We start from the raw sequence: 13,645 nt of genomic DNA on the forward strand, positions 1-13,645 counted from the left end.
ACGCCACCGAGAGAACGGCACTCCGTATGTCGCCCTGAAATCAGGGGCCTTGGGGCCGCCGGGAAAGGGGCCGTACGCGGCCTCGGCCGGGGCGTGGCCATCATCTGCGGGGGCACCTCGGCACCCTGGAGCAGCCGTATCCGGGCAGGCGCTGACCCGTCCGTCCAAGCCCTCGCCGCACCGGCTATGACCTGGTGTTTTCCGGGGAAGTGCCTAGGCTGGGACTTCGTGAGTGAGAGTGCAAACAGGTACGACGCCAGCCGCATCACCGTGCTACAGGGGTCGGAGGCCATTCGGAAGCGGCCCGGGATGTACGTCGGCTCTACCGGTGAACGTGGCCTGCACCAGGCGGTGTTCGAGGTCGTTGGCCGGGCGGTGAACGAGGTTCTGGCCGGTCGCGCCGGTTCCGTCGATGTCACCCTCATGCGCGACGGCGGCGTGGGGGTTGCCGACGACGGGGCGGGTGTCCCCGTCGAGGTCGCCGGGCCCGGCCTTGAGGCTCTGCTGACCGGTGCGTATACCGGAGCGCGGCAGGCCGGCCGCGACACCGCCGCTGTGGGCCTGGCCGGCATCGGACCTTGCGTCGCCAACGCCCTGTCGAGTCGCCTGACGGCCGTGGTTCGGCACGATGGAGTCCGCTGGGTTCGGGAGTACGAGCGCGGCGTCGCCGTCGCCCCGTCCATGGCCGTGGGGCCCGTATCCGGTAGTGGGACGACCATCACCTTCTGGCCCGACTCCGACATCTTCCAGACCGTGGAGTGCTCCTTCGCCGTGCTGGCGGAACGTTTCAGGGAACTGGCCTTTCTGAACCGGGGCCTGAGCATCTCGCTGTCCGACGCACGTCCTCCGGGCGAGCCCCGGTCAGTACGGTTCCTGGGCGAGGCACGGGACTTCGTCGCCTTCCTCGACACCTCGGCAGGAACGCCCGTGCACCCGGATGTCATTGCCTTCGCATGGGAGGACGTGCGGATGGCAGGGACGGCGGAGGCGGCCCTGCGGTGGAGCACGTCCCGCGAGGAGCGGGTCCGCAGCTTCGCCAACAGCCGGCCCACCCCCGGCGGCGGCACACACATGGTGGGCTTCCGCGACGGCGTGACGGTCGCGGTGAACGCCTACGCACGGGAGCGGCGACTGCTGACGGCCACGGACCTCGATCTCAGTGCCGATCAGGTCTGCGAGGGACTGACGGCTGTCGTGTCGGTGAAGCTGGACCATCCCGAGTTCCAGGGCGCCACCCGCGGTGTACTGGGCAACGCCGCGGTACGCGCCTCCTTCGGCGAGGCCGTCCGGGAGCACCTCGCCAACTGGATGGCGGGCCACCCGGAGCAGGCCGCGGCCGTCATCGGCCGGATCGTCCCGGACAGGACCTAGATGTACTGATCACGAGCGTTGTTGACACTGGTCGGGTCTTGAACATGGCGAAGACCTCCAGTGTGGTGGAGCTCTGTGTCGATGTCCGACCGGGCCGTGTACCAAAGCCTTCGTAGCACTGGGACGGATCCGCGTCGACCGGGCTACCTACCCCGCGCGGCCTGTGCGCAGCAGAAGATTGTGAGGGGGGTGGGTGCGGAGCCATTCGGCGTTCCGGGACTCAGTCGTCCGGGGACTCCTATCCGGCCACCCCCCTTGGCCGCCGTGCTCTTCGAGGAGAGCATCGAACCGGCGTATCTCTGATGGGGAAGTTAGCAGTCACCACTGACAACGCCCGGGTCTACGTGGCTTCTGGGGGCTCGGGGTGGCTGAGGAGCGTGCGCAAGGCGCGGCGGCGGGCCGCGGAGGGGGTGGGGTGGGTGGGTCTTCTGGGGGGAGGGCTGTACGCGGTGGCTGGGGCCTCGGGGTGGGCCGTCTTCTGGGCGTGGAACGCGAGGGTGCGGAGGTTGGGGTAGGTGAAGAGCGCCGAGACCGGGAGATCGAGGCCGAGCCGGGTCGTCACCAGTCGGTGGAAGCGGAGCAGGGTGATCGAGGTGAGGCCGACGTCGAAGAAGTTGCCGTCGACGTCGATCGGGGTGCCGAGCGCTTCATGGGCCAGGGCTGCGAACTCCGCGAGCAGTGGGGTGCTTTCGGCGGACGGAGTGGGCGGGGGTGCCGTCCGGCGGAAGGCGCCTGCGGCTTTGTGGCGGCCGGGCGCGGGGAGTTGGCCGCCGATGGTGATGGCCGACGGCATCGCGTGGGGAGGAAGGACGGCCGACAGGTGGCGGCGTACGTCCGGTCCGGTGAGTGAGGTTTCGGGCCGGGGCGTCACATGCAGTTCCAGTCGGTCGCCGAGTGGGCTTGGGGCGAGCAGGGCCCGGGACCGGTGGATGTCCGGGTGTCGGAGCGCCGCGTCCTCGATCTGGGCGAGGGCGATACGGAAGCCGTCCACGTTGACCAGACGGTCGCCGCGGCCGTCGAGGCGGATGTTGTGGTCGGGGTCCAGGCGGCCGAGGTCACCGGTGTGGAAGGTGTGACCTGAAAGGCGGTCGGCGTCGCGGTCGTCGGTGAGATAGCCGAGCGCGAGATGGGGACCGCGTACGACGACCTCCCCCCGCTGCCCGACGGCGCAGGGCGCGCCCTCCTCGTCGACCACCAGCAGTTGTGCTCCGGCGACGCCGGTGCCGACGGGCAGGGCTTCCTCGTCGGGCAGGCGCGGGTCGACCTTCCCGGCGCTCTCCGCGACGACATGGCACGACGCGATCTGCGGCGTCTCGGTGGCTCCGTACCCGTTGATGAGCCGCGCGTCGGTGAACTCACGGACTCTGCGGGCGAGTCCGGCCGTGAGGGGTGCGCCGCAGGAGAGGACGGAGCGCAGGGCGTCAAGGCGGTGTGCCGGCTGTTCCTCGTGGCCGGCCGCGATCATTTCCAGCAGGGCCGGCGTGCCGTGCAGAAGAGTGATCCGCTCCTGGCGGAGGAAGTCGAACAGGGCACGCGGTGTGGCCAGGGCGGTCTGCGGCGGAACAACCAGCGTGCCGCCGGACAGCAGCGGTACGAGGATGTCACGCAGAAGGGGGTCGTGCCCCAGCCCTCCGAGCAGTGCGACGCGGTCCGAAGCCGAAGGGCCGACGAAAGCGCGGTACCAGTCCAGGTTGTGGGTGAGGGCCGTGTGGGAGGCCACGACCGCCGCCGGGGTGCCGGTGGTTCCGGAGGTGAACAGGACGTGTGACAGGGGGTGCAGTCCCCGACCGGTGGAGGTGTTGCCCCTTTCCCGTGGGCCGGTGACGTTCCACGCGGGGGTCGCGGACGGGCGGATGGTGACTTCCGCGACGGGGTTGACCAAGTCGCGGTACTGGTTCACGACCTCTGGAGGCAACGAGGCGTCCGTCAGTACGGGTGCCGCACCGGCTCCCCAGACGCCCAGGAGCGCGCAGACCAGGGCGGCGCTTCGACGGCCGTGCAGCAGCACGGGGTCACCCGGTCCGACTCCCGCTGCTTTCAGGGCGGTTGAGACTCCGTCCGCGTGGGTCAGGAGTTCCTCGTAGCCGCAACCGATGCCCTCCGCAGGGCTGTTGACGGCGGGAGCGGACGGAGTGCGGGCGGCGATGGTCCGTATCCGGCTTACGACGCTGTCGTTCCTCTCCCCGTCGGCCGGGGACATCGGTACCGACGCCTCAGGGGCGCCGGGCGCCAGAGTGATCCTCTTCAGCGGGAGACCGGGACTGTCCAGGATCTGGCGCAGGACGTGCCGGGTCTGGTCGAGCAGATGGTCGGCGATGTCCACCGGCAGGCGGTCGGACGCCACGATCGCTTCCAGTGTGTAGTGCGGTTCGCGCCGGATGTAGAAGTTGACGTCGAAGAGCGCGGCGTGCCCCGCCGGCCGGAAGGCTGTGGCCTTCAGCGGATCGAACGCCGGTACGGGCTCCGCCTGGGACAGGTCGTTGACCCAGATCCGGAACAGCGGATTGTCCGTCGGGCGGGTCGGCAGTTCCAGGCTCCGGACGATCGTCTCGAAGTCCGGAGTGGAGTGCTCGACCGCTTCGGTGAGACGGCTGCGTACCTGCCGGAGCAGCATCGCCGGCGTGGTGCCGGAGGTCGCGGTGAGCAGCAGCGGCACGGTGTTGAGAAGAAAGCCGGCCAGTTCGTCCTGGTCAGCCGTCCGGCGCCGCGAGACCGGGATTCCCAGGACGAAGGTGTCGCGCCCGATCCAGCCCCGTACCACCGTCGCGAGGGCGGTGACGAAGAGATTGAAGGGTGTCACGGCGTGGTCGCGGCAGAACGCGTCGACGCGTCCGCTGTCCGCGCTGTCCAGCCGCAGGGTGACGCTTTCGCCGGCGAAACTCGACGGCTGCCCACCGGGGCGTCCGAAGGGCAGTGCGGAATCGGTCGGCGCGTCGCCGAGCAGCTTCTTCCAGTAGGTGAGGTCGCTCGTGAGGCGGCCGGTGTCGGCCCGGACCGCGGCGTGGCCGAGGAAGCCGGGTGCGGGAGGCAGCGAGGGTACGGTGCCGCGCAGCCTGCCCCGGTACGCGGTGGCCAGATCGTGCAGCGCCAGATCGAGCGTGTGCTGGTCGGCGATCAGATGATGCAGGGACAGGACGAGAAGCGCCTCGTCGTCGCCTCGCCCGCGCAGCAACCCGACTGCCATGAGCGGTGCTTGGGACGGGGACAGCGGGATACCGGCGACCCGGCGGACGAACTCGGTCATCCGGTCCTCGGACAGCTGGTCCGTGGTGTCGTGCACGGTGAGCGCGGCACGCGCGTCGGGTACCTCTTCGAGCGCGGGCTCGTCGTCGGGTCTCTCCACGACACGTATACGGAAGGCCTGGTGACGGACCGTCATATCTTCCAGCGCCGAGGTGAGGGCGGCGACGTCGACACGGCCGGCCAGCCGCACCGCGCCGACCACGTTGTACGCCGCGGCCCGGTCCCCGTGCAGACTGCTGATGAGCCACAGCGCCCGTTGTCCGGCGGCGAGAGGGACCGGACCGGTGAGGACGTCGGGGGCCGCCGGCCCGCCCCCGGGTGCCGCGGTCCGGACGGCCGCCCGCAGCCCGGCCAGCGAGGTGTTGTCCGACAGCAGCAGCGACAGCGGTACCTCCACGCCGAGTTCGGCGCGGATGCGTCCCGTCAGCCGTACGGCCTGGAGTGAGTGGCCGCCCATGCTGAGAAAGCCCTGGTCCTCCTCCCCGGCCTGGTCGGCGGGCAGGGCCGACCACCACAGGGCACCGAGCGGATCGCTCCCCGGTTCCTCCTCGGCCGGACGCTCCGTCACGGCCCACCAGGAACGCAGCAGTTCGCCGACCGCGCCCCGGTCGGACTTGCCGGAGGTGAGCTTCGGTATCGAGGGGAGCCAGTGGAAGCCGGCGGGGACGAAGGCCGCCGGCAGGAGACTCCGGAGATGGGTCCGCAACTCCCCCGCCTCCGGGCGCGCTTCGGGGTGTGTGGAGGTGAGCGCCGCCAGGAATTCCGCGTCGGCCGCGCCAGCCGCGCCAGCCGCACCGGCCGCGCCGTCCGCGGTGACGGCGGCCACGACGGCGTCCTTGACCGCCGGATGTCTCAGCAGGGCGCGCTCCACCTCCGCGGCCTCGACCCGGACACCCCGGACCTTGAGCTGGTGGTCGGCGCGTCCGAGGAACTGGATCTCGCCGTCCACGACTTGCGCGAGGTCACCGGTCCGGTAGAAGCGCCGCCCGTCGATCTCGGGGAAGGAGCTCGCCGTCGCCTCGGGACGGTCCACGTATCCCAGCGCGACCTGCGTCCCTCCGATCCACAGTTCGCCCGGTGTGCCGAGGGGGACCGGCCGGCCGTCCTCGTCCATGACATGCAGGGTGGTGTTGTCGACCGGCCGTCCGATGCGGACCTGGTCACCGGCGGTGAGCGAGCGGGGCACCGGCCAGTACGACACCTCGATGGCCGCCTCCGTGGGCCCGTACAGATTGGTCAGTTCCGCCGCGTCGAAGACCTCGTGGAAGGCGGCGCACAGGGGCGCGGGCAGAGCTTCTCCGCTGGCGAAGACGTGGCGCACCGACGAGACGTCGCCGGGTGTCGCCACCCGCAGGAACTCCGTCAGCATGGACGGTACGAAATGGCATGCCGTGATGGAGTGGTCACGGATGAACCGGGTGAGGCGCATCGGGTCCCGGTGGTCCCCCTCGGGCAGCACCACCGTGCGGGCGCCGGCGGCCACGGGCACGTAGAACTCCCATCCGGCCACGTCGAAGGTGTACGGGGTCTTCTGCAGGATCCGGTCGTCGCGGGAGAAGCCGTAACGCTCCACCTGCCACAGGACGCGGTTGACCACGCCGCCGGCTCCTTGCAGAACTCCCTTGGGCGTGCCGCTCGATCCGGAGGTGAACATCAGATACGCGGGCTGGTCCGGGGCCGCCTTCGGCAGATCCCGTGGCGGACGCGGGGCCCCGCCGAGGTCCCGGCGGACGGCGAGCCGGGGGATCCCGGAGTCCTGGAACGCCGCGTGGGTGTGTTCCGCGCCGCCGACGACCAGGAGCGGACGAGCGGTACGAAGCATCGGTACGAGCCGGTCCGCCGGCTCGTCCAGCGAGAACGGCACATACCAGCAGCCCGCTTTGAGGACGCCGAACAAGGCGGTGAGCATGTCGGCGCCACGGGGCAGTACGAGGGCGACGGGGCCGGTCTCCCCGCCGGTCGCGGTCAGGATGTCGTCCGCGAAGGCATCGCTGAGCGCGTCGAGTTCGGCGTAGGTCAGGGACCGTCCCCCGCTCTCCTCGCACGCGACCGTGTCGGGCTGCCGGAGCCGGGTGCCACGCAGCAGCCCTGGAATGCCGTACGGGGCGCCGCGTTCGACCGTGGGGCCGGCCAGGTGCGCGGTGCCGTCGGGGATGCTCGCCTGTGACACGTGTTCCCCTCGAATGCCCTAGAAATTCCGTGAGTTGTCGACGGCCACCAGCCGGATCTCGCTGGTGTAGGTGCTGCCCCTGGCGTCTCGCAGCCACAGCTGGTCGGGGCGCGGAAGCATTTCCGTGAGCGTGACGCGGTGGCCGTCGCCCGCTTCGGCGCGCCGCAGGGTCATGGCGAACAGGCCCACCAACTGGGGGTTGCCGAAGTCCAGGTAGATGGGCTTGGACTCCCAGGGGACGCGCCAGAACATGTGCCGGGGCATGCCCAGCCGGCGTGCCCACTGCCGGAGGCGTGCGAACGCCGCGGCCTCGTCGGTCCCCTTGCCCACGGGGACGCCGGCCGCGAGAGGCCGCCAGGTCTCCCGCGCGACAACGAGCCTTCCGATGGTGATCCGTGGCGTGTGCTCCAGTGGAGCCATGAGCCTGAAGTGGTCGGTCGCGCGCTGGACCAGCATCTCGGCCACGGTTTCGAGCAGCGGCGTGCCGTGCCCGTGGGGTCCGCCGCCGTCTGTGCGCACTGTGATCAGGCCCTGCGGCGATCTGCGGACGGCGAGCGCGTCGATTTGTACGGTGAGGTCACGCGGAGCCGGTCGGGCACCGCAGCGCGGGCCGAACGACAGATAGGTGTGCCGCCGGGATTGCAGTTCCGGTGTCGGGTACCAGTGCGAGGTGAGGTTGTCCACGCTGCGCGGATACAGCGGGACATGCCACGGCGTCGGGTGCTCGTGCTCGTCCCCGGCGGCGACCAGACGCTCCGGATCGGGGTGGAACCGGCTGAAGTTACGAGAGTTGTGGCTCACCTGCGAGAGGTGCATCTCCCCCATGACGGCGAAGGTCCCACCGGCGCCGGGATCCTCGGCGATCATGAGGTCGGGGCTGTGGTAGGCGGCCGAGTGCCAGGGGAGCACGGCGCCTTGAGGTGTGCCGAACACCTGGGTGACCGCGTCCCGGATCTCCTCCGTGCGGTAGTCCTGCCTGGCCCGGAGCGGGTTGTACTCCAGTACCTCGCGCCAGCGGTCCTGGAATTCGGCGATCACCGGAGCGTCGGCGGCGCCCGTCTGGATCTCCGGTATCGCCAGCGCCGTCAGCTGCGACAGGGGTACGTCCTGTCCCCGCTCTCCGCCGAGCTTGGTGAAGGTGTCGTCCAGGACGGTCGTGTAGACGTCGCCCAGGCGGTGCATCAGCCACCGGGCGCTGTCCAGCAGAGGCCGCATCGCCGCCGCGGTCCCGTCGAGGAACCCGGTGCCGATGGTGACATCGACATCGCGGGCGCAGTCCTCGATCACCACGCGTCGCCCCTTGGCGGCGTGACCCGAATCGCGGTACGCAGCCGCCCCGGTGGCCTCGGTGAACTGGGCGTCGAGACCGTTCAGCGCCGCTTCCAGTTGTGCCGCGGGTACGTTCGACCAGGGCAGTTCGCGGCGCGACCGGTCCAGTTCGCCGAGTGTGGCCAGAGCCCTGTCCCGGCCGTACGACGAGGGGAGCGCGCTCAGCTGGCCGCGCAGGGCCGCCGCGGCGTCCGGGCTGGGCGGGATGTCGAAACCCCAGTTGACGACGCCCTTCCCGGCCAGGGCGTCGAGGTGTTCCAGTACCGCTTCGACCGGATCACCGGCGTCCGGCGCCACCGCCGCGCCGTCACCCACGCGGGTCGGCCCGCCGGCGCGCGTCAACCCGCCTGCGCGCGTCAGCTCGTCGGCGATCTCGCGGGGAGTACGCAGGCCGTCGCAGAGCGCGCCGACCAGTGCCTGCGTACGGTCGAGTACGAGCATCGGGGCATCGGAACGCAGCACGGCCCGCCCGTGCAGGGCCACTTGGGGTGACAGCGCCGGTGGCAGATGCCGGCGGATCCCGATGTCATCGGCGAAGGCATCGCCCAGAGCCGCGAGGGCCCAGACCTCGAAGATGACCGACCGGTCCTTGAACAGCCGCGGCCCGGGTACGGCACGGCACTCCTCCCCGGGGCCGGCGAAGGTTCCCCAGGCCACCGGTCCGAAGAAGCCGATCGTCTCGTTCTTCGTGTGGTAGCGCTGGAGGTATTTGACGAGGGTCAGTTCGTCCCGCTTCTGGCGTCTGTTCCGCAGATAGCTTCCCTTGCCGACACTGTCGTGCAGCCAGGTGACCACGCGGTCCAGAGCCCCGGGACTCTGCCACAGGAGAGCCTGCCGGACGCCGCCGGACTCGACGGTCTCCAGCATGCGGCGGCAGCTCCGCTCCAGGGCCGTCGGCCAGTACGCGCGGAACTCCGCCTCGGCGGCGGGGTCTTCCGCGTATCTGTCGGCGAGGGCGCCGCACCGTTCGTCGGCGGTGGAGGTCAGCCGGGACAGCGGGAATCCCGAGCTGCGTACGGCGAAGTCACGCCATACGAGCCACTCGCCCTGTCCGAGAGGGACCCGTAGCCCGGCCACCCGGGACTCCGTACTTTCCATGATCAACCAATTCTTCCCGGGGCCGCCTGCGGGGCGGGGGACATCCAGGGCCTGATCCAAGACACGGCACCGGACACGGCCTAGGCGTCGCCGTACACGGCCTCCACCGTCTGAACGAACTCCTCCTCGGAGCCGGGCATCGGGGAGGGCACCGGGACACAGCCCAGTTCCCGGAACTCGGCCAGCCGCTCCCGCACTTGGGCCCGGGAGCCGATCAGCGCGAACTCGCGGGGATCGGGCTTCCCGAACGCGTCCAGGACGTGCCGGTAGTAGGGGAGCATGCGGTAGGACGCCGCGGACTTCTCCCAGCCGGCGATCTGGTCGGCCTCGTTGTCCCCCGTGTAGGAGGGAAGGATGGTGACGACGGAGAAGCTGTCCGGGTCCTTCCCGAACTCGGCGCAGGCTTCCCGTATCACCGGCATGATCCGCTCTCTGATGTAGCGCGGTGAGGCGAGCCAGATCACGATTCCGTCGGTCATCTGCACGGCCAGCCGGATCATCTGCGGGCGCAGCGCCGCGAGATGGAGCGGGACTGCGCCCCGGCCCCCGGTGTACTGGGCGTGAGCCGTGAAGTGTTCTCCCTCGAAGCCTATTTCGCCGGTGTTCAGCAGGCCGGTGACGATGGCCGTGTACTCCCGCATGACTCCGATCGGCTTGCCCTGACTGAGCCCCAGCACATACTCGTTGACGAATTTATGGCTGTAGCCGATGCCCAGGACGAACCGTCCCGGATACAACTCGTCGATGGTCGCGGCGGCCTGGGCCATCGCGACGGGATGGCGCGCGTACACGGGGAGGACGGCGGTGCCGACCGTGATGGACGGGGCTGCCTCCAGATACGCGGCGGCCGTCAGCAGCGCGTCACGCTGATCGGGCTGCTGCTCCAGCCAGACCTGGTCCACACCGAGCCGCTCGGCCAGCCGGACCCGCTTGGTCAGTTGGTCAAGGCCCTGGTAACGGGGCGAGATCACCAAAGGGCGTGCCGCGGGCTTCATGACGGTGTGACTCCTGTTTCTGCGGGGATCCCCGAAGGTCCGGATTCCGAGGAGGACTCGACGATCGCTGAGGAGGACTCGACGATCACTCTGATGCAGGGGGCCGGCTCCTGGATGCGGGACAGGTCCGACTCCAGGACGAGCCGGGATTCGTCCTTGTCGATCTCACTGAAGCCGGCGAAGGCGTAGGTGATGCGCATCATCCGGTTGCGGCCTGTTTCGACGAAGTCGGCGCGCAGTGCCTCCGCGCCCGCCTCCTTGGCGAGCGCCATGACATGCCCCAGCAGAATCGTCCCGACACCGCGTGACATCGTGCGGCACGACATCAGCAGAAGCTTCAAGTGCCAGTGGGGCGTGCCCCGTTCGGCCAGGGCCAGACCGATGGTGCCGTAGTCGCCGAACCGGTCCGAGAGACTGGCGACCAGGAGGACATGCTGTGAACTGGTGGCCAGTTCGGCGAGTTCCTCGTAGGAGTAGGTGCGGCCCGTCGAGTTGAGCTGGTTGGTGCGGACGGTCAGTTCCTCGGCCCGCTGGAGGTCGTCGACCTCCGCCCTGCGGATGGTGAAGACCATCTCCAGTTCGGCCAGGAACTCGTCCGGGGTGCCTTCGAAGTCCTGTTCACGCGACTCACGTACGGTCTGGCTGCGGTACATCTCGCGCCGCCGCGCGGACTCGCTCGTGACGAAACGCGGCATGAACTCCGGGAGTTCGGCGACGCCGTCGAGGTCGGCCGGAGACAGACAGAACACATCGGGCAGGGAGTGGGCCACTTCGGCCCGCTCGAAGGCGTCGTCGTCCACGAAGGCCAGCGCGTCGGTGGCGAAGTTGAGCGACCTGCCGACCTCGGCGACCGACTCGGACTTGGGATTCCAGCCGATCTGGGGGTAGACGAACAGATCGGCGAGTCCGAGGGCGGCGAGCCGCTTCATGGCCGCCTGCTCGTCGTTCCTGCTGGCGATCGAGTTCAGGATGCCACGCCGGTCGAGGAGCCGGATCAGCTCGACGACCCGCGGGAAGGGCCGGACGTCGGCCGCGTCCCCGGATTCCAGGAGTATGCCGTCCCAGAGCGTGTTGTCGAGGTCCCAGACCACGCACTTGATCCTGGCGCGGCGGGCGGTTGTGTCGTCGGAGAGGGAATCAGTCATGGGTTCATTGCCGTTCGGTAGGCGGCGTCGGCGATGGTCAGTCGCTGGATCTCCGAGCTGCCCTCGATGATCTCCATCACCTTGGCGTCCCGGTAGTACCGGGCGACGGGGCTGCCTGGTGCGCAGCCACTGGCTCCATGGATCTGTACGGCCTCGGAGGCATGGCGTGCCGCCGCGGTCGAGGCGAAGTACTTCGCCATCATGGTCGTCATGATCGTTTCTGCCTCGCCGGCGTCCTTGAGCCGGGCGGCCTCCGCGCACAGGAGCCGGGCCGCCGTGACGTCGGTGACCATGTCGGAGATCTTCGCCCGGATCAGCTGACGTTCACGCAGCGGCACTCCCCCGACCTCCCGTCGGGCGGTCCTGGCGGTGCACGCGTCGAGGCAGGCCTGGAGGATGCCGACGGACCCCGCCGCGACACTCAGCCGTCCGAGGTCGAGGACTCCGGTGAGCACCATCCCGGTGGCGAAGGCCTCCGGCCCCAGCAGCGCGTCCGGCCCCACGTGCGCCTCGCGCAGTTCCACCGTGGCCAGCATGCCGGCCGTGGTGCCCAGCATGCCGTCGATCGGCGTGATCTCGACGCCGGGTGCGCCCCGCTCGACGAGGAGGGCCACGACACCGCCGGGTCCACGGGCGAAGACGAGGAACAGGGACGCCAGTTGGCCGCCCGTGATCCAGGTCTTGGTGCCGTTCAGCACCCAGCCGCCGCCCTTGCGCAGGGCGGTGGTGGTTACGGCGGTGGCGTCGCTTCCCACCTCGGGTTCGGTCAGGCAGAAGGCTCCGGTGACACGTCCCGCGGCCAGCTCGGGAAGCCAGCGTTCCTTCTGCTCGGCGGTGCCCCAGCGCCGTACGGCGAAGGTCACCATGGTGTGCACGGTGAGCAGACTCCGTACGGAGGAACAGGCCCGCCCGATCTCCTCGTGGATCTCGGCGAGCGTTCCGAACGTGAGATCCGCGCCCTGGGCGGGCGCGGGTGGGAACGGGTCCCACAGGCCGGCCGCCGACACCGCGTCGAGCAGCGTGGCGGGCACCTGCCCGCTCCGGTCCCACTCGTCGGCGAAGGGCCGGATGTGTGTGTCGGCGAAGAGACGCGCGGTCGTGCGGTCGTGTACGGCGATCACGTCACCGGAGGCGCGTGTCATGGCCGGCTGCCCGCCGCCTGACGGCCGATCAGCGAGGCCATGGCCGTGACGGTACGGAAGCTGTCGAACTTCAACTCCTCGTTCGGCAGGGTGACTCCGATGTCCTTCTCGATGAACATCACCAGTTCCATGGCGAAGAGCGAGTTGATGAACCCGAGAGCGAAGATGTCCTCGTCGTCGGTGAAGGTGATGTCCGGAAAGCGTCCGCCGATGAAGGCGCGGATCCGGTCGGCAGGGCTGTCGGGCATGGTCAGGCTCCCACTGGTGTCGGCGTCGCGTAGGAGTAGAACCCCTGTCCTGTCTTACGGCCGTGCAGTCCCGCGTCCGTCATTTCCTTCAGGAGGGGGCACGGCCGGTACTTGCTGTCCCCGAAGCTGTCGTGGAGGACCTCGATACTGAGAAGGATGGTGTCGACCCCGATGAGATCGGCGGTCTCCAGCGGCCCCATCGGGTGATCGAAGCAACCGCGGAACACCTCGTCCACCGCCTGCGCGGTGGCGACGCCCTCATGCACCAGAAAAGCGGCCTCGTTGATGGTCAGCATCAGGACGCGGTTCGAGACGAAACCGCTCGCGTCCCGCACCTGGACCGGCACCTTCCCCATGGAGTCGAGGAATTCCCTGGTCCGTCGCAGAGTCTCCTCGGACGTGTGATGCCCCGGAATGAGTTCCACCACGTTCTTCAACGGAACCGGATTCATGAAATGCACGCCGACCACCCGGTCGGGGCGGCTGGTCGCCGATGCGATCCGGGTGATGGGAATCGCTGATGTGTTGGCTATGAACACACACTCCGGATCGCATACGGCGTCGATCCTCGGGTACAACTCCCGTTTGAGATCCCACTTTTCGGTGATGTTCTCGACAACGATCCCGGCCGGCTCAAGCGCCTTCAGATCACTGGAGAATTCAATGGCATCCAGCACAGCTTCCGTGTCCACCGCGGGACCGCCCAGCAGCCGGCTCATGCGGCAGTTGTGCTCGATGGTGCGCCGCGCCCTGTCGAGCGTCTGGGCGTCCAGATCCGTCAGTACGACCTGGTGGCCCGACTGAGCCGCCGCCTGCGCCACACCCGTACCCATGATGCCCGCGCCTACCACGCCGATCACGGCCATGGCTCCCTCCGTCCTCTCGTCCGGAAAGACTTGGTCCT

Annotated in this window: 8 protein-coding genes; 1 reads left to right on the forward strand and 7 read right to left on the reverse strand. The window is 69.4% G+C overall.

Going from position 1 to position 13,645, the window contains the following annotated elements; genetic code table 11:
* Positions 1-228: 228 nt before the first annotated feature.
* The gene (locus OIE74_RS16650; protein ID WP_329383908.1) at positions 229-1,371 is read left to right on the forward strand and encodes an ATP-binding protein; all 1,143 of its coding nucleotides are present in this window, start codon (positions 229-231) and stop codon (positions 1,369-1,371) included.
* A gap of 340 nt (positions 1,372-1,711) precedes the next feature.
* Here OIE74_RS16650 and OIE74_RS16655 read toward each other — a convergent pair whose 3' ends face one another.
* The 7 genes from OIE74_RS16655 to OIE74_RS16685 all read right to left on the reverse strand — a co-directional run bounded on the left by OIE74_RS16655 (position 1,712) and on the right by OIE74_RS16685 (position 13,607).
* A complete protein-coding gene (locus tag OIE74_RS16655; RefSeq protein ID WP_329383911.1) occupies positions 1,712-6,784 on the reverse strand; it encodes a non-ribosomal peptide synthetase in 5,073 nt (1,690 codons plus the stop codon).
* Positions 6,785-6,802: 18 nt separating this feature from the next.
* Complete coding sequence (locus tag OIE74_RS16660) at positions 6,803-9,211, reverse strand: lantibiotic dehydratase (RefSeq protein WP_329383914.1); 2,409 nt, start codon at positions 9,209-9,211, stop codon at positions 6,803-6,805.
* An 80-nt stretch (positions 9,212-9,291) separates the two neighbouring features.
* Entirely contained in the window at positions 9,292-10,206 is a 915-nt protein-coding gene (locus OIE74_RS16665; protein ID WP_329383917.1) for an LLM class flavin-dependent oxidoreductase, read from the reverse strand.
* On the reverse strand, positions 10,203-11,351 hold the full coding sequence (locus OIE74_RS16670; RefSeq protein WP_329383919.1) for an HAD-IIIC family phosphatase: 1,149 nt from the start codon (positions 11,349-11,351) through the stop codon (positions 10,203-10,205). The genes OIE74_RS16665 and OIE74_RS16670 overlap by 4 nt, the downstream gene beginning before the upstream one ends.
* Positions 11,348-12,493, reverse strand: a complete 1,146-nt coding sequence (locus tag OIE74_RS16675; RefSeq protein ID WP_329383921.1) for an acyl-CoA dehydrogenase family protein — start codon at positions 12,491-12,493, stop codon at positions 11,348-11,350. Before OIE74_RS16675 ends, OIE74_RS16670 begins: the two co-directional genes overlap by 4 nt.
* Entirely contained in the window at positions 12,490-12,741 is a 252-nt protein-coding gene (locus OIE74_RS16680; protein ID WP_329383924.1) for an acyl carrier protein, read from the reverse strand. Before OIE74_RS16680 ends, OIE74_RS16675 begins: the two co-directional genes overlap by 4 nt.
* Before the next feature lie 2 nt (positions 12,742-12,743).
* Positions 12,744-13,607, reverse strand: a complete 864-nt coding sequence (locus tag OIE74_RS16685) for a 3-hydroxyacyl-CoA dehydrogenase family protein (RefSeq protein ID WP_443076133.1) — start codon at positions 13,605-13,607, stop codon at positions 12,744-12,746.
* Positions 13,608-13,645: the final 38 nt, after the last annotated feature.

This window comes from Streptomyces sp. NBC_01716 (assembly GCF_036248275.1).
In the GTDB taxonomy this organism is placed as follows: Bacteria; Actinomycetota; Actinomycetes; order Streptomycetales; family Streptomycetaceae; genus Streptomyces.